The following is a 23339-nucleotide window of genomic DNA, read 5'->3' on the forward strand; positions in this document are numbered from 1 at the left end:
ACTATTTTATCGTATATACGGTTGGAAATTAGTCGAAATGAGTTTAGATTGTATGTTTTGGTCCTTTTTTAGCATGTAAAAATTGGTTCGGACAATATTTTGGCAACTTCGGTCATTTTCCTTAGTGTTTTTAAGATGGTTCGGACAATTCAACTAGATGTTTGGTCAACTTCACAGTGACGTTCGGTCACTTAAAAAATTGGTTCGGTCATTTTCCGGAAAACTTCGGTCAACTTCGCAAAATCTTCGGTCAACTTTTGAAAAACTTCGGTCAAAATCACCAAAACTTCGGACATTTGCCCAATCTGCTCACGTTACCCACTAAACCTTCCACATTAAAATAATACTCAATTTATAAAAAAAGCACCCTTAACCAGGTGCTTTACTCCTTTTTAAACGACCCAAGCATAGCTCGGATTATTCCCCCCAAGAACCTAGGTAGTTTGATTGTATAAAATTTCATTACATTCCCTCCTCCGAACTTTTACCTTATTATTCATTCAGGTTGCAAATTTGCGGATCGCTGGGACCGTTTTAGGATAATGGATGATAATCACGGCTCCTTATCACCATTAATATGCCTTCATCAAATGAAAAAGTACCACTTTCCACTTCAAGTTCATTACTAATACATAGTGTGTCCCCGAAGCGAATATGCTTTTTTTCTAATGGATATTTAAATCCCTTAAGTGTGATGCCTTTTACATCAGGGGTGATGGGCATAAATGAGATATATGGCAGAGATTTATTTTTCTTGATAGAGTATGTACCTTCCCTATGGGCAAAAAGTTGATTTTGAATATCGTGTATCTCAATAACCGCCCCTTTTTCAAGACCCTTCAATAAAAGCTGTATGTTTCCTAAAAAATGATCCAATCTTCCACCGGTTCCTCCAAAAATTCTGATGAGTGATGGATTTTGTTCAAGCGCCCAGTTTACTGCAAGTTCCGTATCTGTTTCATCTTTTTCGCTTGGAAAGACTTCTGCGTGAGGGAGTTGTGCTTTTATGTTATGAAGTTCTTCACTTGTAATGGAGTCAAAGTCTCCGAAAGCTTTAGTTGGAACGATATTATGCTCAAGTAAGTAAGCAACCCCTCTATCAACCCCCACCCAATTCACATCTTCAGCTTGCCAATCATGAAGCTTGGGAATTCTGTTTGTTGGTCCCCCAGCAACAATATGTATAATCAATTCTGCTCTCCCCTTATCTTTTTTAACATAGGCTTTTTTAAACACCGCTGTTGATTTCCACACTAGGCTTCGCTTTCCGCGAGGCGACCTTGAGCCTCCACGGGCTGCGCCCTGCGGGGTCTCAACATTGTCGCTACTCCCCCGCAGGAGTCTTCGCCATTTGTTCCAATCAACAGCTAGGTTGCTGCAATCACCAGTATGCTTTAACAGAGACTTAACATAAAAAAGCCTTCATTAACGAAGACTTTTTACGTACTGGATGAATCGTCATAATCGTAACGGAATCCATCAAGTTGATTATTTTCCACACCAGCTGCAGAGAATTTCTTCAGCAGCTGTTCATACATGTCAATTTCGTTGTAGTCGGTGCTATTGGCCAATGCGGAATGCAATGCTTGTTCAAGTATTGCCTGGTCATCCTTTGAAATATCCATCTCAGAAATTCCTCCCTCACCGTTTACCTCTAGCATGCCGCACAAAGGCAAAATTATGATAAGTTGCTTCTGATGGAGGAGATTGCCTGTTTGCGATCCTCTTTGTTGTAAATGGCAGAGCCTGCAACCAGAACGTTTGCACCGGCTTCTACACAAAGCTTAGCTGTTTCAGGGTTCACTCCACCATCAACCTCAATATCGATGGTCAATCCTCTTTCTTCCACCAAAGATGCCACTTGCTTAATTTTCGGCAACACATCGTGAATAAAAGCCTGTCCGCCAAATCCAGGGTTAACAGTCATTAAAAGCACCAAGTCCACGTCATTTAAGATAGGAATAATGCTTTCCACAGGTGTAGCTGGATTGATGACCACCCCAGCTTTTACGCCTTGTGATTTGATATGCTGAATGGTGCGATGAAGATGGCGGCATGCTTCCACATGTACAGAGATGATATCTGCACCAGCTTTAGCAAAATCCGCAATGTATGCATCAGGGTTTTCAATCATCAGGTGAACATCTAATGGCAACTTCGTGATGGGACGAACTGCTTCTACGATTAATGGGCCAATGGTGATGTTTGGCACAAAATGTCCGTCCATTACGTCAATATGAATATAGTCTGCTCCTCCTTGTTCCACATCAAGAATGTCTTTTCCTAAGTTGGCAAAATCAGCACTTAGAATGGAAGGGGCGATTTTTATCATATTTTAGTACCTCGGCTTTCTATCTTTTATTTCTTCTACAAAAGAAACGTAATGTTTATATCGGAAAGATGCAATTTCTTCGTTTTCAACAGCTTCTTTTACTGCACATTTTGGCTCTTTCAAATGAGTACAGCCTCTAAATTTGCAATCAAAGCTTTTTTCTACAAATTCAGGGAAACAATCTTTTACGTCTTCTGCTTCCATTTCAAGGAACTCTAATGAACTGAATCCTGGAGTATCCGCAACAAAACCATGGTTGATTTCCATCAGCTCCACATGCCGTGTTGTGTGTTTTCCTCGTCCAAGATGGGAGGAAATGTTATCCGTTTTCAATTCTAACTCAGGGCGTAACACGTTTAAAAGAGATGATTTTCCAACTCCTGATTGTCCCGCAATGACGGATGTCTTATCTTTTAGGTATGGCAAAATTTCCTTAAGCTGCTGAGGTTCCTTTGTGGATGTTAACAGCACTTCATACCCTATGGAGCGATAATACTTGGCGAATTCCATAAGTTTAGCATCTTCACCCAGTAGATCCATTTTTGAGATACATATCAAAGGACTAACTCCTTTTGATTCAATCAGCACAAGAAATCGATCCAATAAAACGGTACTGAATTCAGGTTCCATCGCAGAAAACACAAGGATTGCTTGATCGATGTTAGCGATTGGAGGCCTTACGAGCTCGTTTTTTCGAGGCAATACGTCCATAATGTATCCTTCTTGATCGTTCTCCGCTTGAAATATTACGGAGTCCCCAACAAGAGGGGTTATCTTATTTTTTCGAAAAACCCCTCTTCCTCTGCATTGGGTAATTTCGCCATCCGCTGTCAAAACATAGTAAAACCCGCTCAATGCTTTGACAATCTTGCCTTCTGGCATACACTCACTCCTTAATAATTACTCTATGTCGTCATAGTTGATGGTTTTATTTTCAATTTCTTTTCCATCTACAACAATTCGATATTTTGCCTGTTGCTTATATGCCACAGTTACCGTGAAACTCGTAATTAAGTCCTCTGTAATAATGAAGGTTTCTTTAGGATCTCCATCCATGGTGTTGTTTAGATCCTCTAAATATAATTCAACTGTTTGCTCTGCACCCTCTTCTTCTGGATCATACTTAACTTCGAGTGGTATATCTACTGATTTATCTTCAGGTTGTGGGCCATCAGAAACAATAAGTTTGATGGTATCACCTTTTTTAACTTGGGATTCCGGTTCAGGCTCCTGTTTAATAATATTCCCTTCAGAGACAGAATCATTATACTCTCTTGTAACTTCTGGCACTAACATTAAGCTTGCAAGATGTCGTTGGGCAAACTCAATGGACGATCCTTGGTAATTATCGAGTTCTATTGGACTTGAACCCATAGAAACAATAAGTCTTACTACAGTTTCTTCTGGGACTACGCTTTCTCCAGCTTCTGGTTCTTGTCGGATGACTTCTCCTTCTGGTACTTCATCAGAGTGAACTTCATCGAGTTCATAATCATCATAATTGGCTGCTTCTATTCTATTTATAGCTTCATTGACAGGAAGTCCCGAGTAATCAGCCATTTCGACCTTTTCCTTTCCTAAGCTCTGGAAAATGGTGATTACTTTACCTTCTTTTACCACTTTTCCTGCTTCAGGGATGGTTCTCGTTACTTTTCCTTCTTCTATGTCATCGCTTGGTTCCTCTTTAGGTTCTTCTAAAACAAAACCTAAGTCAATTAATTCTTTCACTGCATCGTCATACTCCTTACCTGACACATCAGGAACCGTTACATCTTTCGGTAGAAGCATGGATGGTAAAAGGGTAAATGCAGCAACCCCGCCACCAACAAGTAATAAAAGCAGGACTAATAAACCAATAACCCATTTTTTCTTTTTCTTCTTTTTAGATGGAGGTGGTTCTTCCGCCGTCTCGTTTACAGGTTTATTTTCTGGTGGACGAATTCTCGTTTCATCTTCATTGGTAATATTGTTTAAGCTGCCTTTAATGATCGGAATTGCCTTTGTCGCCTCTTCGTCGTCATCTGGGATGTAAAATTTAGGTTCATTCATACGGCTTGGTTCAAGTGCCGTCATTACATCTGCCTGCATTTCATCTACAGATTCATAGCGATGAAGTGGGTCTTTTGCCATTGCCTTTAATACGACATTTTCCATACTTTGAGGTAAAGTAGGATTCCAGCGCTTTGGAGATGGTGTTTGTGATTGTAAATGCTTTAGAGCAATAGAAACAGCAGATTCACCAGAAAACGGCAATCTTCCTGTTAACAATTCAAACATAACGATACCTAATGCATAAACATCAGATTTTTTCGTTGCCAAACTTCCTCTTGCCTGTTCAGGAGATAAATAATGAACAGAACCTAAAAGCGAGTTGGTCTGAGTGATCGTAGTAGAGCTCAAGGCCATGGCTATGCCAAAGTCGGTCACTTTCACGGTACCATAATCATCAATCAATATGTTCTGCGGTTTTATATCCCGGTGAATGATCCCGTTTTCATGGGCATGTGAAATAGCTGATGTCAGCTGGTTCATGATCTCCACTGCATTATATTGTTCCACAGGCGCATATTGTTGAATGTATTGCTTTAATGTTTTTCCTGAAACATGCTCCATCACGATATAATAAATGTCATCTTCTTCGCCAATATCGTAAATGCTTACTATATTCGGATGGTCTAGGCTTGTTGCAGATTGTGCCTCTCTTCTAAAGCGGCGAATAAATTCTTCATCATTTGCAAAATCTAACCGTAATACTTTAACTGCGACATCACGATCCAAAATCATGTCATGGGCAAGGTAAACATTCGCCATTCCACCGCCACCGATGACTTCCATAATTTTGTAGCGATCATTTAATCTTTTACCTATTAACACCTATTTCACCCACTCCCAGCTTCGGAGACAGATAATTCCAAGATGGCAACCGTGATATTATCTTCCCCACCGTAATGGTTGGCGCGTCTTATTAATTCCTCTGCCTTTTCAGACAATGCATGGTTCCCGTTGTTTAAAACCTCAACTAACTCCCGGTCTTTCACTTTGTCACTCAAACCGTCTGAACAAAGGAGAATATATCCTGGGTCATCATATGTAATGGTTTTTATATCTATTTTCACTGTTTTTTCTGTCCCTAAAGCCTGTAGAATAACATTTTTTCTAGGATGATGTTCTGCATCTTCCTTTGATATTTGCCCCGTTTTAACAAGTTCATTAACAAATGTATGATCTTCTGTTAATTGCTTGGCACTTTCCTCTGAAACAAGATAAATCCTACTGTCACCGACATGTGCATAGGTAACAAAACCATCGCCAATAATGACAGCAACGATTGTAGTCCCCATCCCATTGCATTCCTCATGGGCATTTGCATGGTCAAACAGTGTTTGGTTCGCTTGAAGTATGAACGTCTTCAGCCAAATTTCAGCAGGTTCAGGGGAAGAGATGTTGGTTGTCTCTTCCCACACTTCCTTGATGTGACTTACAGCTCTTTCGCTTGCCACTTCACCTGCTTGATGGCCCCCCATGCCGTCACAAACCACTGCAAGCTTTGTGCCGTCTTTATTAACAAAAATTCCCCCATTGTCTTCATTATGTGAACGAACTCTCCCTCTATCTGTTAAAAAGACCATTAACCATTGTCACCTCGTCTCTTCTTTCCGCTCCTTCGCACGCAGCTGTCCGCATGCAGCATCGATGTCGTGACCCTGCTCACGACGAACTGTTACGTTGACGCCAAGCTTTTTCAACGTTTTTTCAAACAAATTAATTTGTTCTTTTGGCGTTCTCACATAATCACGCTCTGGAACGTAATTCACTGGAATCAAGTTGACATGACATTTCATGCCTTTTAGAAGTTGTGCTAATTCCTCGGCGTGCTCGACCTGATCATTTACTCCACCGAACAAGCCATACTCGAAACTAACACGACGTCCTGTTTTATTAATGTAATAACGGATAGATTCCATTAGTTCAGGTAGTTTATATGCTCTATTAATAGGCATCAGTTTTGAACGTATCTCTGTATTTGGTGCATGGAGGGAAACAGCAAAGTTGATTTGCATGTTTTCATCCGCAAACTTATAGATTTTAGGGATGATTCCACTTGTAGAAACGGTAATATGGCGTGCGCCGATATTAAGTGCTTTGTCATGGTTAATAATTTTCAAGAAATCGAGCATCTCATCGAAATTATCGAATGGTTCCCCAATACCCATGATAACCACATGACTGACACGTTCATCCATTTCATCAAGAGCTTGTTGCACCTTCACAACTTGGGCAACAATTTCTCCTGCTTCAAGGTTACGTTTTAACCCGCCAAGAGTAGAGGCACAGAACGTACAGCCGATTCGGCAGCCTACCTGTGTAGTTACACAAACAGAATTTCCATATTCATGCTTCATCAGAACTGTCTCAATGGAATAACCATCATGCAGTTCAAATAGGAACTTCATCGTTCCATCAGAAGATGTTTGTTGAACAATTGTCTTTAATGTCGTTAGTGCATATGTTTCTTCCAGCTTTTCTCTTAAGCTTTTGGAGAGATTGGACATATCTTCAAATGACGTCACACGCTTTTGATAGAGCCATTCAAAAATCTGTGTTGTTCTAAATTTTTTCTCTCCGATACTTAGTAACCATTCTTCCAATTCGTGCAATTGTAAAGAATAGATGGACGGTTTTCGCGTTGCTTCTTCTTGTTTGCGTTGTTCTTTTGTATTATGTTCCATCTTTTACACCTGCCTTTTTAGTCTAACAATAAAAAATCCATCCGTACCAAAATAGTGAGGCAATAGTTGGAGCATACCTTCTTTAACATAGCTGTTTACCTTTTCTGGCAGTAATTCTTTAATGTTGAAATCTATTTCGAACTCTTTGTTTTCTTCTAGAAATGCATGAACAACATCAGCATTTTCTTCTTTATCAATTGTACATGTACTATATACCAAAGTTCCACCTTTTTTTACAAGAGGTGCCACTTCCTTTAGTATAGCCAATTGAATGGAAGCTAGTTGCTTGATGTCCTGCATCGACTTCGTATATTTCAAGTCCGGCTTCCTGCGGATAACTCCAAAGCCTGAGCATGGTGCATCCACTAGGATTTTATCAAACTGTTCCGGTTTAAAAATTTCTTGGGCCTTTCTGCTATCGAGTGCTTGTGCTTCAATGTTAGAAAGCTTAAGTCGCTCTGCTTGATCTTTAATCAGCTTTACCTTGTGATCGTGGAGGTCCGTTGAAATGACTTTCCCACTATCCCTTAATAATTCGGCAATATGTGTCGTTTTCCCACCAGGAGCAGCACAGCAATCGTAAACATAGTCGCCCTGCTCAACACCAAGAGCACTAGCAACTAGCATGGAACTCTCGTCTTGTATGGTCATATAGCCATTTTTATAGGCATTGGAATAAGCCATATTTCCTTTTAAAGAGACAATGCTTTCTTCTGCAACTTCCCCTTTTTCTACATTGAATCCTTGTGCGGTGAGCATTTGCAACACTTCATCCACTTCTGCCTTCGCCGTATTTGCTCTTGCCGATTGGTGTGGAGGAACAAGGTTCATTTCACACATTCTTTCTGTATCATGGACGCCATATTGTTCAATCCATTTTTCCACTAACCACTTAGGATGGCTTGTTGAAATGGATATACGTTCGACATCATTTTCCAATTTCTCAAGATCAGGAACACCGTCACGCTGTATGGACCTTAACACGCCATTGACAACAGATGCAACACCTTTGTGACCTCTTTTTTTGGCAATTTCCACCGCTTCATAAATGGCTGCACGTGCAGGAACTTTGTCCAAATACAACATTTGATACAAAGTCATCTTTAGCAGGACTTTTACCCAATCCTGCAACTTTTTTTGCTTCTCAATATAAGAAGCCAAGTAATAGTCCAGGGTGATGGTCCGTTGGATGGTACCATAGACTATCTCGGTAAATAGCCCGGCATCTTTTTTGGATAACTTACCTGAATCCAAGTAGTTGTTTAACAATAAGTTACTGTAGGCTTGCTTTTTTTCGACATTCAATAATGCCTCTAAAGCAAGTTCTCTTACATTTTTCATTTTAGTCTCCTAGCTTTATGCCTTCTGATAACGAAGCTCCTGCACCGTTCAAGTATTGCGAACCAGTCATTCTCTTCTTACCAGCCAGCTGCAAATCTGTTATTTTTATCCCAGTTGAATTACCTGTTTTGACGATGAAACCATCATCCTCAATCCCAATGATGGTACCAGGTACAGCATCCTTAGCAGTTTCGGTTTTCTCTCCCCACCAAACTTTCATCACTTGGTCATCCATGGTTGTATACGCAACCGGCCATGGATGCAAGCCTCGAATATGGTTATAGATCTCCTCACCATTTTGCGTCCAGTCAATCTTTTCCTGTTCCCGCTTAATGTTGGAAGCGAACGTTGCTTCTTCATGGTTTTGGACTTCCGCTTGTAGCTTTTCTTCAAAAAGTAGCGGAAGCGTTTCTGAGAGCAGCTTAGATCCGGCCACACTTAATTTATCATGCAACGTGCCGACATGGTCACGCTCTTCAATTTCCACTTCCACCTGTGTCAGCATATCACCGGCATCCAATTTTTCTACCATATACATGATAGTAACACCTGTTTTTTCATGACCCTGGATGATAGAGTAATGAATTGGTGCTCCGCCTCGCAATTTTGGAAGCAAGGAAGCATGGACATTGATACAGCCATATTTCGGTGCATCAAGCAGGGGCTTAGGTAAAATCTGCCCAAATGCTGCTGTTACAATCAAATCCGGCTCTAAGGAAGTGATTTTTTCATACTCCACAGCTTCTTTAATTTTTTCGGGTTGATAAACCGGGATGTTATGTTTTTCTGCCTCTACTTTTACCGGGGGTGGTGTTAACACCTTTTTTCTGCCTTTCGGGCGGTCAGGTTGGGTTACTACTGCAATTACTTCATATCCGTCCTGGATGATTTGTTGCAAGACTGGTACCGCAAAATCCGGCGTCCCCATAAACACAATTTTCTTCTTCATTTCTATCACCCTTCTACTTCCAACTCGTCTGGTTCAATATACCTTAACACTTTAGATGTGAACAATACACCGTTTAAATGGTCAATCTCATGCTGTATAGCACGGGCAAGGAATCCTCGTGCCTCCAGCTCATACCATTTGCCTTTACGGTTCTGAGCGCGTACCTTCACATAATCGGCGCGTTTCACTTCTCCATACAAGTCAGGAAAGCTTAAGCAGCCTTCAGGTCCGACCTGTTCTCCTTCTTCTTCTATGATCTCAGGGTTGATCAGTTCTACCTTCCCATGTTTATCATCAATATCTACAATCGCGATTCTTTTTGCAACACCGATTTGCGGTGCTGCGAGGCCGACCCCGTCTGCCTCGAGCATCGTATCATACATATTGTTCAAGAGTCGAATCAACCTTTTATCAAAAAGAGTAACCGCCTCACAGTTTTGCTCCAACACTTGCGCTGGGTACTTCACAATATCTAATATAGTCAATCTTAATTCCTCCATCTGTTACATAAGCATATATGGATTTAAATCAATATGAACAGCTAATTTATCTTGATCCATTTGTGTTTGGTATTTTTCTATTACCGTTTTCAGTGCTGCGTGTAGATTTGGTTCTCGTTTATACTTAATGATGCATTGATACCTGTAGCGGTCTTTTATTCTCGCTATAGGAGAAGCAACCGGTCCAAGTATAACAGCCTCATTGGATAATTGCATGTTTAAAAAATGGGTAATTTTTTCTGTCACGGTAACCACTTTGGTTAATTCCTGGTGTGTCACGGTAACTAGCGCCAAATAGTAAAATGGCGGATATTGATGCAGTTTTCTAATTTGCATTTCTTTTTGGTAAAATTCCAGGTAGTTGTGTGTGCCGGCAAGCTCCACACTGTAATGTTCCGGGCTATACGTCTGGACGACTACTTCTCCGGCCAGTTCGTGTCTACCAGCTCTTCCGCTTACCTGTGTGAGGAGCTGGAAGGTTTTTTCGGAAGAACGAAAATCAGGAACGTTCAGCATCGTATCTGCCGTCAATACCCCAACAAGGGTTACAAGCGGAAAATCAAGCCCTTTGGCAATCATTTGCGTACCAAGCAGAATATCTGCCTTCTGGTCACCAAATTGCTTGAGAAGCTTTTCATGGGAGCCCTTCCTGCTCGTCGTATCCACGTCCATCCTTATTACCCTTGCTTGTGGAAGAAGTTTTGTTAGTTCTTCTTCGACTTTTTGGGTACCTGTTCCAAAGAAACGGAAATGTTCACTGTCGCAAGATGGACACGTAGAACGGACAGGTTCTTCGTAGCCACAATAATGACATTTCATTTGGTTGCTGCTTCGGTGATAAGTCAATGAGATGTCACAATGAGGACATTCCACCACATATCCACAGTCTCGACACATTACAAAAGAAGAATAACCCCTTTTATTTAAAAATAAAACGGATTGTTCGCCTTTTTCCAATCTAGACTGGAGCTTTTCAAGAAGGCTTCTTGAGAACATCGACCTGTTCCCGTCTCGCAATTCCTCTCTCATGTCGACAATTTCCACTGCCGGCATTCCTTGTTCACTCATTCTCTTGTACATCGTCAAAAGATTATATACCCCTTTGGATGCACGGGCGAAGGTTTCAAGCGTGGGGGTGGCACTGCCAAGAACAACAGGGCATTGGTGATATCTGCCCCTTTCTAAAGCAATATCGCGGGCATGATAACGCGGGGTGTCCTCTTGTTTATAGCTTGTTTCATGTTCTTCATCTATGATGATTATGCCTACATTTTCAAAGGGAGCAAAGATAGCGGACCTGGCACCTACTACAACCTTGACTTCCTTTCGATGTATTTTTCTCCATTCATCGTATTTTTCTCCCATACCAAGACCGCTGTGCATGACTGCCACGTCGGAACCGAACCTTGATTTAAATCGGTTGACCATTTGCGGAGTCAAGGCAATTTCAGGGACAAGAACAATTGCTTCTTTTCCTTGCTTAAGTACAGCATCCACAGCCTGCATATATACTTCTGTTTTACCGCTCCCTGTGACACCGAACATGACAAACGCTTCATGCGTATGTTGTTCAATAGAATCTAAAATGGGTATGATCGCTTCTTGTTGTTGTTGGGTTAAGGGAAGCGCTTGAGACTTTTCAAATTCCCTGTTTTCATATGGATCTCTGTATATTTCTTCATCATTTTCTGAGAGGATACCAAGTTTTACTAATGCGTGAATCGCACTTGTCCCAATCTGCAACTCTTCTAACAGAGTTTTTTTATCCATCTTTTCAATACTTGTTTCTAAGAAAAAGTCCAACAGCTTATGTTGTGCTGCAGCACGAGCAGAGATTTTCTTTTTTGCTTCTGTTAGGGCCTCTTTCGACACCTGTAACTCCACTACTTTTCTCGTTTTCTTGGAAAGTTTATCTTTAACCTCATAATAAACTTCTAAAACGTCCTCTTCGATCAGATGTTTGATTGTTTTAAAGTGACTTGTCCCTACCACCTCTTCAAATTTCACACGATTGGAGGTGTGGAAGAATGGTTGAAGCTCTGAAGGGACTCCCTCTATGTTTCTGGCAATTAGCCATTTTTCATATTTCGCCTTTAATGCGGCTGGTAACATTGCTTGGTAAGCTGAAATAGTAAAACATAGAGTATGGTCTCTAAGCCAGTCTGCAAGTTGCATAAGTTCTTTTGTCAGGATTGGCTGAATATCTATCAATGAAGTGATCGGACGTGTTTTAGGAACAGTAGTACTATCTTTCACATCCACGACAAAGCCTTGGATCTGCCTTGGACCAAAAGGTACATTCACCCTCATTCCAGGTTGTATGAACCCATTCCATTTTGAAGGAATCTCATAATCAAAGGCTCTATCCGTTTGTTTGGCAGGAACATCAACGATCACACTAGCATAATAGGTCATCGTTCTTCCTCAAGTGTTGCTGCTACTTCCTCAAGCAGTGCATAAGCCACATCCTGTTTGGTCATCATCGGCAGGGATATGCTTGTTCCATCTTTTTTATAGATGGTTACTAAATTCGTATCTGTTCCAAAGCCAGCACCTGAAACTGTTACATTGTTGGCTACTACGTAATCCAGGTTTTTCTTTGCAAGCTTACCTTTGGCATATTCCTCTACATTATTTGTTTCAGCTGCAAACCCTACCAGCAACTGGTGTTCTTTTCTTTCTCCTAATGTTTTGAGGATATCTTTTGTCCGCTCTAACTCCAGAACGCTGTCCCCGTCCTGCTTTTTCATTTTTATGTCAGAAACAAACTTAGGACGGTAGTCGGCAACGGCAGCTGATTTTATGACGACATCCGTTTGTTCATAATGAGCCATCACTGCGTTAAACATTTCTTCAGCAGATTCCACTCGGATTGTTTTTACATTCGGAGGATCAGGAAGGTTTGTCGGACCTGATACCAAGATAACTTCTGCACCTAAACTAGCTGCAGCTTCCGCAATGGCATAGCCCATCTTCCCTGTTGAACGGTTAGTGAAAAAGCGTACCGGGTCCACTTTTTCAATAGTCGGGCCTGCTGTAACAAGAATCTGTTTACCTGTTAGCGTTAATTTGTCATGTTTCTGAAAAAACCGCTTCAGTCCTTCAACAATGGTTTCAGGTTCTTCCAATCTACCCTTTCCTACATAACCACACGCCAAAAAACCTTCTCCCGGTTCAATAAATCGATAACCGAAAGACACAAGCCGCTCCATATTTTGCTTAACTGCAGGATGATCATACATATGTACATTCATAGCTGGTGCGATCCATACAGGGGCCGTACTTGCCAATAAAGTTGTCGTAATCATATCATCCGCTAAACCGTTCGCAAGCTTACCGATTACATTTGCGGTCGCAGGCGCAACAAGCACCACATCTGCCCAGTCTGCAAGGTCAATATGTGAAATAACGGCAGGATTCTTTTCTTCGAATGTATCCGTGAATACTTCGTTTCTTGATAAAGCTTGAAAAGACAACGGTGTAACAAATTTGCAGGCAGACTGGCTCATAATTACCTTTACTTCGGCACCTTGCTGAACCAGTTTACTTGTTAAAGCGACCGCTTTATATACTGCTATACCACCTGTTACACACAATAGGATTTTTTTATTTTTCATTTCACAACCCCCGTCATGTACTTGAAAATCTGTTTTCTCCCACTATCTTTAGACTGTGCCTCTTGCCTCATTAAGAAAAACCGTGCAAAATCCGCCCGGTCCTTTTTATTGTGAAAATTTTTGCGGTTTGGTTAATCGCCGCTGTTCCTTTCCGCAAATGGCTTCGCTTTCCTAGGGGCGGTGCTTGAGCCTCCTCGCTCCGCTGCGGGGTCTCAAGCTACCGCTATCTCCCTCAGGAGTCTTCGCCTTTTGCTCCAATCCACAGCTTGAAGTTACTCAAACGAAAGGTTACTTCATTTTCAGTTAACTCATTTAGATGCCTTTTCACAAAACCTTAGGTAAAAGAAGTCATCTTGTTGATTGGAGTGGAAGGCGCGGAGACGCCCGCGGGAGGAAGGGACAGGTGAGACCCCGGAAGGCGAAGCCTGAGGAGGATCACGGACCGCCCGCAGGCAAGCGAAGCGCCTGGACGGAAATCAACCGTACTATACACTTTCTTTCTTTTTAAAAAAATAACAACCTATTTCTAGGTTGTTATCTTTACTTGTGATTTAGGATGCCTTCGCTTCTTTCAGCAGTTTTAATAGTCTTGGCAGATAATAAGCCTGCGTCAATCTCTTCAAGGGCCTTCCCAACAAATTTGTGAGAAACCGTTTTTTCGATCATTTGATCGTTTACTTGTTGCAATTCACGAGCGCGTCGTGCAGAAACGGTTACAAGTGTATATTTTGAATCTAATTTTTGCATTAGTGAATCAATAGATGGGTATAGCATATTATTCAGCCTCCAGCATTTGCTTATATTTTTCACGCAATCTTGTACGTTTACAATGTTCCGCCTGTACAATTGCTTGTATTCTGTCACAAGCAAGGTCCACTTGATCATTTTCCACCACATAGTCATAAGCGTCCATCATTTCGATTTCTTCTTTGGCAACTGTCATGCGGTTGTTGATTAAGTCTTCTGTTTCAGTACCTCTTGTCGTGATTCGGTTCTTTAGTTCAGATAGGCTTGGCGGCATCAAGAAGATGAATACACCTTCAGGGAATTTGCTCTTAACTTGAATGGCACCTTGGACTTCAATTTCAAGGAAGACATCCTTGCCTTCAGCTAAACATTGCTCTACATAATCAACAGGAGTACCGTAGTAGTTTCCAACATACTCTGCCCACTCGATAAATTTATCTTCTTCTATTAACTGTTCAAATACTTCTCTAGACTTAAAGAAGTAATCTGTTCCGTCCACTTCTCCCTCACGTGGGTTACGTGTCGTCATGGAAATAGAATAATGCAAACTAACATCTTCTTTTGAAAATAACGCTTTTCTTACTGTCCCTTTTCCTACACCGGAAGGTCCGGAAAGAACAATCAATAATCCTCTATCTCTCATTATATTTACAAATACCTACCCTTCATCAGACATATCATCTTTATTTACCAGGCGCTGTGCCACGGTTTCCGGTTGCACTGCCGATAAGATAACATGATCGCTATCCATTATTAGTACTGCTCTTGTACGTCTTCCATAAGTTGCATCTATTAACATACCCTGATCTCTTGCATCTTGGATGATCCGTTTAATTGGAGCAGATTCAGGACTAACAATAGATATGATACGATTTGCTGATACGATATTACCAAAGCCAATATTAATCAACTTTATGCTCATGGTTCCCACCTCTTGTTACAAACTCTATTCTAACCGTGTTCAATGGTTAGTAATCAACGATTATTCAATGTTTTGCACCTGTTCTTTAATTTTTTCCAGGCAAGCTTTCATTTCGACTACCAGATTCGCAATATTTGCGTTGTTTGCCTTGGAACCGATGGTATTTACTTCCCTGTTCAATTCCTGCACAAGGAAATCCAGCTTCCTGCCTACCGGCCCTGTGGAATGGAGGGATTGGGTAAATTGACCAAGGTGGCTGTTAATTCTTTTCAATTCTTCATTAATGTCAGCCTTATCAGCAAAAATTGCGGCTTCTGCCAGTATACGTTGTTCGTCTATCTGGGAACCTAAATATTCCTTCAGCTTTTTTTCCAAACGCAACCGATACGCTTCCACAACTGTCGGACCTAATTCTGCAAGTTGTTCCGACATAGTTCCGATAAAGTTTAAATGAGTGATAATATCCTTTTTCAACTGATCGCCCTCAGCAGCACGCATGGCAACCAATTGCTTGGACGCTGAATGGATTTGTTCGAGCAACAATTCTCCTATTGCTTCCATTCCTGTCTGTGTTTCCATAATCGTAAACACATTTTCTAATTTTAGTATATCATTAATCTCAATGGAACCGGAAATTTGGTATCTATCTTTTACCTTATGTATAGAATCTATGTATGCCGAAAGAAGCTCCCAATCCACATTCAAATGTTTATCTTGAGTGTCTTGGCCCTCAATCGTTATGAACATTTCTATTCTTCCTCTTTGCAAATAAGAGCTAACGACTTTTTTCATCGTCTCTTCCATTGCTAGGAACTGCTTAGGCATCCGGATATTAATCTCACAAAAGCGATGGTTGACAGATTTCATCTCGACAAGAACCTGATACGCTCCTTGAGCCGCTTCTGCCCGCCCAAAGCCTGTCATACTTTTCACCATAGTATACTCACGTCCGTTCTTAAGTATAGAAAAAGAGCCGGAAAACTGGCTATTGTTGATGCTAAGCAACCACTATATTAGCATTGTTTCCCCTAATTTGAAAGCTATTTTTATAGAAAATTAAGTGGGTATTTAAATGATGGCGAAAAAAGAAGAAAAGGCAATAGAGTTCCCCTCTACTACCTTGAATTTATTATACCATATTCTTTTTTGCTTTTCCTGTGAAAAGAGTACCCACTAACAAGAAAGTCGGTAGCGATGCCATCCCCAAGATCAATAACCACTCTTTTGGAGCGAGTGCCACTGTATGGAAAATACCTTGTAAAGGTGGATAATAGATAACGATCAGCATCAAGACGATACTGGAAATGACTGCCCCGACAAGGTACATGTTCTGAAACGGGTTTCGATGGAAAATAGATCTATCACTCCGGCAATCAAACACATGAATCAGCTGAGCCATGACAAGCGTAGCAAATGCGACTGTTTGTGCATAAATGAGATTATCTGGGTGTTGTTTGTATACAATCATAAATGCAATCAAGGTGGCAAGTCCTATTAGAAAGCCGCGTGATATTATTTTCCACCAAAGGCCTCTGGCAAAAACGCCTTCCCTTGGATGCCTTGGTTTACGCTTCATGACGTCCCCTTCTGCCTGATCAAGGCCAAGCGCCATAGCCGGCAAGCCGTCTGTTACAAGATTCACCCACAAAATCTGGATGGGAACAAGCGGAAGCGGCAAAGCCAATAACATTGCAAACAGCATGACAAGTATTTCCCCAACATTAGAAGCCAACAAATAACGGATGAACTTCCTGATGTTCTCATAAATGTTACGGCCTTCTTTTATAGCTGATTTTATAGTGGCAAAATTGTCATCCAATAGGACCAGGGAACTTGCTTCTTTCGCAACATCCGTACCGGTAATACCCATCGCAATTCCAATGTCAGAGGCTTTTATCGCTGGGGCATCATTAACTCCATCCCCAGTCATGGCAACAATATGTCCCTTTTTCTGTAGAGCTTTTACGATGGACAGTTTGTGCTGTGGCGACACCCTGGCAAACACATACACATCATCCACCATGTCTTCTAAATCTTCCTGGCTCATCTTCTGAAGAGTTTTTCCTTCAAGTACCTTTCCTCCCATGGGAAGAATACCAATTTCAGCTGCAATCGCTTTTGCTGTGACGATGTGATCACCTGTGATCATCACTGTCCTGATTCCTGCTTCCTTACATTCACGAACAGCCTGTTTTACTTCTGGGCGAGGAGGATCAATCATCCCTTGGAGTCCAATAAAGACAAGGTCTTTTTCTATCTCTCTTTCGTGCATGCCCTCATGAAAATTAGAAATCGACTTGAAGGCCACCGCAATATTCCTTAAAGCCTGTGATGCCAGTTTATGAACCATTTCTTTTATAATTTCTTCATATTTAGCTGAAAACAGTTCCCGTTTTCCTTCCCATAATAACGAATCACTTACGTTTGTTATCACATCTGGTGCACCCTTTGTGATGACAAAAAGCTTTCCATGTTTATCTTTTACTACAACACTCATCATCTTTCGTTCCGAGTCAAACGGATATTCTTTTACAATTTGGAATTCATTTAGTAAACCTTCACGAGTAAAACCTGCCTTCATGGCTGCAACCGCAAGGGCTCCTTCCGTCGGATCCCCATCAAGGATATATTGGTTTTTTTTCTGGATAATATTAGCGTGATTACATAACAAACCGAATGTCAGCAGTTGATGCAGTGATTTATTCTTACTTGCGCTATCTGCACCATCTGTTAAGAATTCACCTTTTGGTTCATAACCATTGCCAGTTACATTCCAAGTGGTGCCACCAGACCACACATGGGTAACGGTCATTTTGTTTTGAGTCAGTGTCCCTGTCTTGTCAGAACAAATGACAGACGCACAACCGAGCGTTTCGACAGCAGGTAGCTTTCTGACAATCGATTTCTTTTTGATCATTCGCTGAACGCCAAGTGAAAGAGCAACGGTCACGATTGCCGGCAAGCCTTCCGGAATGGCTGCAACCGCTAAAGAGACACCAGCTAAAAACATTTCATACAGACTATGTCCTTGAAGAACTCCCACCAAAACTACAAGCATTGTTAGTATTAAAGCAACCGTAATTAAAATCTTCCCAAGCTGCTCCAGTTTCCGCTGCAGTGGTGTAATGGTTGTCTCCGCAGTCTGTAGTAGATCCGCGATTTGTCCCATGGCAGTATTCATACCTGTTGCAACTACGACACCAACACCCGTTCCCCGTGTTACAAGTGTTCCCATAAAAGCCATGTTTTCCTGATCACCAATGGAGATGTCAGATCCATGCACAGGTTTATCACTTTTTACCGAAGGCACTGATTCCCCCGTCAACGCAGACTCCTCAATCTCTAACGAACTGGCCTGTACAATCCTAAGGTCCGCCCCGATACGGTCTCCGCTTCCGAATTTGATAATATCCCCTACTACTATTTCTCTTGATGCCACTTTTCGCCATTCTTTTTCTCTAAGCACCGTTACTTGTGGTGCCGAGAGCTCTTTTAATGCCTGCAAGGACTTTTCTGCTTTTCGCTCCTGAAAAAAGCCTAAAAATGCATTGATAATCACAATGGCAATGATGGCGATTGCATCGATGTATTCCCCAAGCAAACCGGAAATCAATGTTGCAGCAAGCAACACAACTACCATGAAATCTTTGAACTGCTCTAAAAACACTAAAAAGGCGTTCGGTCTCTCCGCCTCTTGAAGTTCATTCGTCCCATACTGCAACAGACGATTTTTCGCTTCTGATTCACTTAAACCCGCTTCTAAATCGGAATTGATCTGTTCTTCGACTTCTTCTGCTCTCATTTCATGCCATTTCATCTGTTCCACCTCACAACCTTTGCACAAAATCTATCTAACAAAGTCTATTCGGACTCGTCCAAAAAAATGATATACTTTTTGGGTGTTATCAAGATTGTTAAGATATAATGATAAATGAGAAATCTTTAGGTTTAGAACAAGAAGGGAAGTTTATATATATGAGTTTCGACGGTATTTTTACATACGCCATGACTGCAGAATTGAAGAATAAGTTAGAAAGCGGGAGAATTACTAAGATTTATCAGCCCTATAAAAATGAGCTTATTTTAACCATTCGCTCCGGAAGAACTAACCATAAGCTGCTGATCAGTGCCCATCCAAGCTATGCAAGAATGCACCTGACAGAAGAATCCTATGAAAATCCATCTGAGCCGCCAATGTTCTGCATGCTGCTAAGAAAGCATTTAGAGGGCTCTATCATTACACAAATCCATCAAATTGATATGGACCGCATCATCGTTTTTGATGTAAAAGCACGAAATGAAATCGGGGATGTTTCTTACAAACAACTAATAGTAGAAATTATGGGACGACATTCCAATATCATCTTTGTGGATAAAGAAAAACAGATGATTCTCGATAGCATCAAACATGTTCCTATGGCACAAAACAGACATCGCAGCCTGACACCGGGTCAGACCTATGTGTTGCCTCCATCACAGGACAAACTTAATCCGCTGGAAGCTACCGAAGAAACGGTTCAAAGAAAACTTGATTATATCGGAGGTAGACTAGATAAGCAGCTTGTAAATACATTTGCAGGGATTTCCCCTGTTTTTGCAAAGGAAGCCGTTCACAGGGCCGGCCTTGCCAATAGGGACACTCTTCCAAAGAGCTTTATGGCGTTAGTGGAAAAAATTAAGGCCGAGGACCTCTCCCCGCAAATCATTACAGATGGAAACAAAGAAGTATTCTACTTACTTGATTTGGAACACATTCAAGGAGAAAGCAAGTATTTCTCCACACTGAGCGAAACCCTTGATCGCTTCTACTTTGGTAAAGCATCAAGAGATAGAGTCAAACAGCAAGCAAATGATCTAGAACGATTTATTACAAATGAAATTCAAAAAAATGAAAAGAAAATTGTGAAGCTAGAGAAAACTCTTGATGACGCAAGAGACGCGGAAAAATATCAATTGTATGGAGAACTGTTGACGGCCAACCTATATCAGATTTCAAGAGGAGATACAGAAGTAACAGTTGTGAATTATTACGATGAGAACGCCGGAACCATCACCATCGCACTTGATCCGCAGCGTTCCCCTTCAAGTAATGCACAACGTTACTTTAACAAATATCAAAAAGCCAAAAACTCGCTGGCTATCGTGCAGGAGCAAATTGAGAAGGCCAAGGCCGAAATTCAGTATTTTGACATGCTGAACCAACAGGTGGAAACCGCCTCTCCAAAAGATATCCAAGAAATTCGTGAGGAACTGATGGAGGAAGGCTATATGCGCATGAAGCAAAAGCGCAAAAAAATCAAACCGCAAAAGCCTGTACTAGAAACCTACCTAGCTACCGACGGCACAGAAATTCTTGTCGGGAAGAACAACAAACAAAACGATCACTTGACCAACCGTGTTGCACGACGCGATGACATATGGTTGCATACAAAGGACATCCCTGGGTCTCATGTTGTCATTAGAAGTGCTGAGCCAACTGAAGAGACCATCAAAGAAGCAGCCACCATTGCAGCATACTTCAGTAAAGCGCGCCATTCCAGCTCTGTTCCGGTGGACTTCACCAAAGTGAGACATGTGAAAAAACCGTCCGGCTCTAAACCTGGATTTGTCATATATGAACAACAACAGACCGTTTATGTGACACCTGATGAGGAAATGATTATTGGATTGAGGAACTAAGGAAGAGCACCTGTATTCTTTTGCAGGTGCTTTTCTGTCGAATTGTTTAAATATAATCACAATTTAGGTTTATTTTTACAAAAAGAGGGGTAATTATTTGCTTCCTTATAGAAACCATGTTTAAATGGAAAAATAGTTTTAAATGTTTTTTTCAAATGGAGGGTAACAACATGAAAAACAAATTGACGATTTTTCTAGTAGCAATGTTAACAGCTGTTCTATTAGCTGCATGCGGTTCTGATGGAAACAATGCTTCTAAAGAAGGCAATGACAACAAAGAAGCTCAAGAAGGACAAGAACAGCAAACCCCTGAAGTCGAAAAAGTAGATCCTGAAAAGGTTGTCGCTAAAGTCAACGGACAGGAAATTAAAGGCCAGGAATATAATGAAATGCTTCAACAAACTCAAATGATGATGATGCAATTCGGTCAAGGCGGAGACGCTAAGGCATTGAAGGACCAAACATTAAACGCGTTGATTGATCAAAAAATCCTTTCACAAGAAGTCGAGAGTAAAGGCTATAAAACAAGCGAAAAAGAAATTGAAGACTACATCAAAGATATTAAAGCAAACTACGAAAGCGAAGAAAAATTTGAAGAGGCACTTGAAGCAAGCCCTCTGACCATGGATACTTTGAAGGCACAAATCTCTGAGGAATTGGCACTTCAAAAGTACATGGAAAAAGAATTCCCGGAAACAAAAGTAACGGACGAGCAGATCAAAGAGTACTACAACCAGGCAAAAGAGCAAAGCGAAGCACAACAAGCTGAAGCTCCTGAAGGCGAAGAAGCACCAGAAAACAAATTCCCGGAACTTGCGGAAGTAGAAGACCAAATCCGCGGTCAACTTGAACAAGAAGAGACACAAAAGAAACTACAAACGCTTGTTGAAGATTTGAAAAAAGACAGCAAAATCGAAAAGTTAATCTAATATTATGAAGTTAATGAACGCACCCTCTGACCTGGGGGGTGCGTTTTGTTGTTTTCGGAGGCTTTTAAGGCAATATCTAGAGTTGTAAGTGGTTCCGATTCGCTTAAGTGATAACTCTTTTATCATTCTTCTTGCAATACGGACATTATTTATGTGTAGAATCCTACACACCTCTTTGATTGAAATGGATGTGCCAAAAATATAAGAATAATCAATCAAGGTTGGAATGTGAGCATCCTTTGATTGGTGGTTGCAATTAAGGCAGCTCCATTTTCTTGGTTGCTTCTCCATAGCCAGGTTGTTGCAATTAGGGCAAGCGACTCCTGTCAATATTTCTGTAGGATCTATATTGTAATCTTTTAGGATATTTACGTTTTTTGGAGCATGGTTGTTGGTTATTAGTACGGAAATTTTATGTGGGGAATATATGGTGGAGCTCGTTTGCTGCTGATTGGCTAGAATGTCGTTGATTTTAAATGTCAGTGCGGGACTTCTCACTACGAATTCTTGTACAAGAGTTGGGTTGGAAAGTGCTTTTACGATAGCGTTTTGGTTTGTCACACCTACAAAACAATAACCTGGGTACCCTTCAATATTGTGGTTTTCTAACCACCTCTTGAATTGATTATATTGCATTTTTACTTGGAGAATTGGATCTTGCCTAGAGATTTCATGGTTTATATCATCTTTCTTAATCTGAATGAGTTGTTGGTAATCAGGATCAAAAAGAAGTGTTCCCGTTAAATGTTTGGTTTCTAAAAGGATGAAAAATGAAGGGAATAATAGAAGAATGTCCATTTGGAAGTGATGCATATTGAGGAGTAGTCTTGCCCCTTTTACTACAATACAATCTTGAATTCCACTTAATTGCGACAAATAATAATCGATGGAGTTTTCACCAAAATCCCCTGAACGTCTCTTGCCTAATTCATTCTCAATCAGTGGATATTTTTCATGTTGAGGTGACAGCCTTCTATGTAAGGCATCCAGCTTACACTGCATGATTGAACGACGGGATGTTTGTTTATCCAATTTTTCACTCCTTTCAATGTTTAGTTTAGTTGCATATTTCGACATTTATTGATGAGGTTCCTGCTTTACATAAGGAATTTTGTTGTATTTTTTGGGATTTATATTTTGGTTATTGGATTTAATGTACCGGTCTGGGGTCTACGTGGGGAGCTCTGTGGGGTTCTACCGTTAAATCGGGACCTTCTATTACTATTAGTGCGACCTTCTACATTTCCCGTATCCGCTTGTACATTTCCCAGCCGTACTTCTACTTCTAAACTCTCATATTCTACATGTTTGCTTTTCAGCTACTTAATTTTTAAAAGTAGGTAATCTTTTAACTTATAGATGACCGAGATCAGTTTCTGGAATTGCAGATAATTTTCGGGGCCTATCGCCAGGGACAACAGGGATTCCCCTGTTTCCAAGATCAACCTCACTCGCCTATAGTGTCCACCTTCTACCGTTGATTCGAAACCTTCTACCACTTTTCCTGCGACCTTCTACATTTCCCGGATCCGCTTGTACATTTCCCAGCCGTACTTCTACATCTAAACTCTCATATTCTACATGTTTGCTTTT

21 protein-coding genes are annotated in these 23339 nt (G+C 41.0%); 2 read left to right on the forward strand and 19 right to left on the reverse strand.

Translation table 11 applies throughout. The features are described from left to right. Positions 1-382: 382 nt before the first annotated feature. The 18 genes from spoVM to HC179_RS07910 all read right to left on the reverse strand — a co-directional run bounded on the left by spoVM (position 383) and on the right by HC179_RS07910 (position 18955). Positions 383-463 carry a stage V sporulation protein SpoVM gene (gene spoVM / locus HC179_RS07825; protein WP_060665857.1) on the reverse strand — a complete coding sequence of 27 codons (81 nt, stop codon included), beginning with the start codon at positions 461-463 and terminating at the stop codon, positions 383-385. 71 nt (positions 464-534) lie between these two features. Beyond that, the gene (locus HC179_RS07830; RefSeq protein WP_168863818.1) at positions 535-1191 is read right to left on the reverse strand and encodes a thiamine diphosphokinase; all 657 of its coding nucleotides are present in this window, start codon (positions 1189-1191) and stop codon (positions 535-537) included. Between the two features lie 248 nt (positions 1192-1439). Beyond that, entirely contained in the window at positions 1440-1625 is a 186-nt protein-coding gene (locus HC179_RS07835) for a hypothetical protein (protein ID WP_168863819.1), read from the reverse strand. Positions 1626-1678: 53 nt separating this feature from the next. Next, positions 1679-2332 carry a ribulose-phosphate 3-epimerase gene (gene rpe, locus HC179_RS07840; RefSeq protein ID WP_168863820.1) on the reverse strand — a complete coding sequence of 218 codons (654 nt, stop codon included), beginning with the start codon at positions 2330-2332 and terminating at the stop codon, positions 1679-1681. 3 nt (positions 2333-2335) lie between these two features. Further along, positions 2336-3214: a ribosome small subunit-dependent GTPase A gene (rsgA, locus tag HC179_RS07845; protein ID WP_168863821.1), complete on the reverse strand. Its 879-nt coding sequence runs from the start codon at positions 3212-3214 to the stop codon at positions 2336-2338. Positions 3215-3232: 18 nt separating this feature from the next. After that, positions 3233-5206 (reverse strand): Stk1 family PASTA domain-containing Ser/Thr kinase, encoded by a 1974-nt coding sequence (gene pknB, locus HC179_RS07850; protein WP_168863822.1) that lies wholly within the window; start codon positions 5204-5206, stop codon positions 3233-3235. Positions 5207-5211: 5 nt separating this feature from the next. Next, a complete protein-coding gene (locus HC179_RS07855; RefSeq protein WP_168863823.1) occupies positions 5212-5961 on the reverse strand; it encodes a Stp1/IreP family PP2C-type Ser/Thr phosphatase in 750 nt (249 codons plus the stop codon). Positions 5962-5970: 9 nt separating this feature from the next. Then, on the reverse strand, positions 5971-7062 hold the full coding sequence (rlmN, locus tag HC179_RS07860; RefSeq protein ID WP_168863824.1) for a dual-specificity RNA methyltransferase RlmN: 1092 nt from the start codon (positions 7060-7062) through the stop codon (positions 5971-5973). A gap of 3 nt (positions 7063-7065) precedes the next feature. After that, a complete protein-coding gene (rsmB, locus tag HC179_RS07865; RefSeq protein WP_168863825.1) occupies positions 7066-8403 on the reverse strand; it encodes a 16S rRNA (cytosine(967)-C(5))-methyltransferase RsmB in 1338 nt (445 codons plus the stop codon). A gap of 1 nt (position 8404) precedes the next feature. After that, positions 8405-9352 carry a methionyl-tRNA formyltransferase gene (gene fmt, locus HC179_RS07870; protein WP_168863826.1) on the reverse strand — a complete coding sequence of 316 codons (948 nt, stop codon included), beginning with the start codon at positions 9350-9352 and terminating at the stop codon, positions 8405-8407. Between the two features lie 5 nt (positions 9353-9357). Further along, the gene (def, locus tag HC179_RS07875) at positions 9358-9837 is read right to left on the reverse strand and encodes a peptide deformylase (RefSeq protein ID WP_168863827.1); all 480 of its coding nucleotides are present in this window, start codon (positions 9835-9837) and stop codon (positions 9358-9360) included. An 18-nt stretch (positions 9838-9855) separates the two neighbouring features. Further along, on the reverse strand, positions 9856-12267 hold the full coding sequence (priA, locus tag HC179_RS07880; RefSeq protein ID WP_168863828.1) for a primosomal protein N': 2412 nt from the start codon (positions 12265-12267) through the stop codon (positions 9856-9858). Further along, positions 12264-13469: a bifunctional phosphopantothenoylcysteine decarboxylase/phosphopantothenate--cysteine ligase CoaBC gene (gene coaBC / locus HC179_RS07885; protein ID WP_168863829.1), complete on the reverse strand. Its 1206-nt coding sequence runs from the start codon at positions 13467-13469 to the stop codon at positions 12264-12266. Before coaBC ends, priA begins: the two co-directional genes overlap by 4 nt. Positions 13470-14009: 540 nt before the next feature. Next, positions 14010-14243, reverse strand: coding sequence for a DNA-directed RNA polymerase subunit omega (gene rpoZ / locus HC179_RS07890; RefSeq protein ID WP_060665844.1), 234 nt, complete (start codon positions 14241-14243; stop codon positions 14010-14012). Position 14244: 1 nt separating this feature from the next. After that, positions 14245-14859: a guanylate kinase gene (gmk, locus tag HC179_RS07895; RefSeq protein WP_060665843.1), complete on the reverse strand. Its 615-nt coding sequence runs from the start codon at positions 14857-14859 to the stop codon at positions 14245-14247. Between the two features lie 15 nt (positions 14860-14874). Beyond that, on the reverse strand, positions 14875-15138 hold the full coding sequence (gene remA / locus HC179_RS07900) for an extracellular matrix/biofilm regulator RemA (protein WP_010193107.1): 264 nt from the start codon (positions 15136-15138) through the stop codon (positions 14875-14877). A 60-nt stretch (positions 15139-15198) separates the two neighbouring features. Then, positions 15199-16074 carry a YicC/YloC family endoribonuclease gene (locus tag HC179_RS07905; RefSeq protein WP_168863830.1) on the reverse strand — a complete coding sequence of 292 codons (876 nt, stop codon included), beginning with the start codon at positions 16072-16074 and terminating at the stop codon, positions 15199-15201. Between the two features lie 193 nt (positions 16075-16267). Then, positions 16268-18955, reverse strand: a complete 2688-nt coding sequence (locus tag HC179_RS07910) for a calcium-translocating P-type ATPase, SERCA-type (RefSeq protein ID WP_168863831.1) — start codon at positions 18953-18955, stop codon at positions 16268-16270. A 158-nt stretch (positions 18956-19113) separates the two neighbouring features. Here HC179_RS07910 and HC179_RS07915 point away from each other — a divergent pair, with 158 nt between their 5' ends. Continuing rightward, on the forward strand, positions 19114-20817 hold the full coding sequence (locus HC179_RS07915) for an Rqc2 family fibronectin-binding protein (RefSeq protein ID WP_168863832.1): 1704 nt from the start codon (positions 19114-19116) through the stop codon (positions 20815-20817). Between the two features lie 170 nt (positions 20818-20987). Continuing rightward, a complete protein-coding gene (locus HC179_RS07920) occupies positions 20988-21746 on the forward strand; it encodes a SurA N-terminal domain-containing protein (RefSeq protein ID WP_168863833.1) in 759 nt (252 codons plus the stop codon). Here HC179_RS07920 and HC179_RS07925 read toward each other — a convergent pair. Continuing rightward, the gene (locus HC179_RS07925; protein WP_168863834.1) at positions 21738-22778 is read right to left on the reverse strand and encodes a nuclease-related domain-containing protein; all 1041 of its coding nucleotides are present in this window, start codon (positions 22776-22778) and stop codon (positions 21738-21740) included. The two genes, HC179_RS07920 and HC179_RS07925, sit on opposite strands and share 9 nt — an antisense overlap. Positions 22779-23339 lie beyond the last annotated feature (561 nt).

It is taken from the genome of Bacillus sp. RO1 (assembly GCF_012524115.1).
Lineage (GTDB): Bacteria > Bacillota > Bacilli > Bacillales > Bacillaceae_I > Sutcliffiella_A.

Coding starts and splice junctions, on each gene's coding strand:
- spoVM (WP_060665857.1), bottom strand. CDS start 463: ATGAAATTTTATACAATCAAACTACCTAGGTTCTTGGGGGGAATAATC.
- HC179_RS07835 (WP_168863819.1), bottom strand. CDS start 1,625: ATGGATATTTCAAAGGATGACCAGGCAATACTTGAACAAGCATTGCAT.
- rpe (WP_168863820.1), bottom strand. CDS start 2,332: ATGATAAAAATCGCCCCTTCCATTCTAAGTGCTGATTTTGCCAACTTA.
- rsgA (WP_168863821.1), bottom strand. CDS start 3,214: ATGCCAGAAGGCAAGATTGTCAAAGCATTGAGCGGGTTTTACTATGTT.
- HC179_RS07855 (WP_168863823.1), bottom strand. CDS start 5,961: ATGGTCTTTTTAACAGATAGAGGGAGAGTTCGTTCACATAATGAAGAC.
- rlmN (WP_168863824.1), bottom strand. CDS start 7,062: ATGGAACATAATACAAAAGAACAACGCAAACAAGAAGAAGCAACGCGA.
- rsmB (WP_168863825.1), bottom strand. CDS start 8,403: ATGAAAAATGTAAGAGAACTTGCTTTAGAGGCATTATTGAATGTCGAA.
- fmt (WP_168863826.1), bottom strand. CDS start 9,352: ATGAAGAAGAAAATTGTGTTTATGGGGACGCCGGATTTTGCGGTACCA.
- priA (WP_168863828.1), bottom strand. CDS start 12,267: ATGACCTATTATGCTAGTGTGATCGTTGATGTTCCTGCCAAACAAACG.
- coaBC (WP_168863829.1), bottom strand. CDS start 13,469: ATGAAAAATAAAAAAATCCTATTGTGTGTAACAGGTGGTATAGCAGTA.
- rpoZ (WP_060665844.1), bottom strand. CDS start 14,243: ATGCTATACCCATCTATTGATTCACTAATGCAAAAATTAGATTCAAAA.
- gmk (WP_060665843.1), bottom strand. CDS start 14,859: ATGAGAGATAGAGGATTATTGATTGTTCTTTCCGGACCTTCCGGTGTA.
- remA (WP_010193107.1), bottom strand. CDS start 15,138: ATGAGCATAAAGTTGATTAATATTGGCTTTGGTAATATCGTATCAGCA.
- HC179_RS07905 (WP_168863830.1), bottom strand. CDS start 16,074: ATGGTGAAAAGTATGACAGGCTTTGGGCGGGCAGAAGCGGCTCAAGGA.
- HC179_RS07910 (WP_168863831.1), bottom strand. CDS start 18,955: ATGAAATGGCATGAAATGAGAGCAGAAGAAGTCGAAGAACAGATCAAT.
- HC179_RS07915 (WP_168863832.1), top strand. CDS start 19,114: ATGAGTTTCGACGGTATTTTTACATACGCCATGACTGCAGAATTGAAG.
- HC179_RS07920 (WP_168863833.1), top strand. CDS start 20,988: ATGAAAAACAAATTGACGATTTTTCTAGTAGCAATGTTAACAGCTGTT.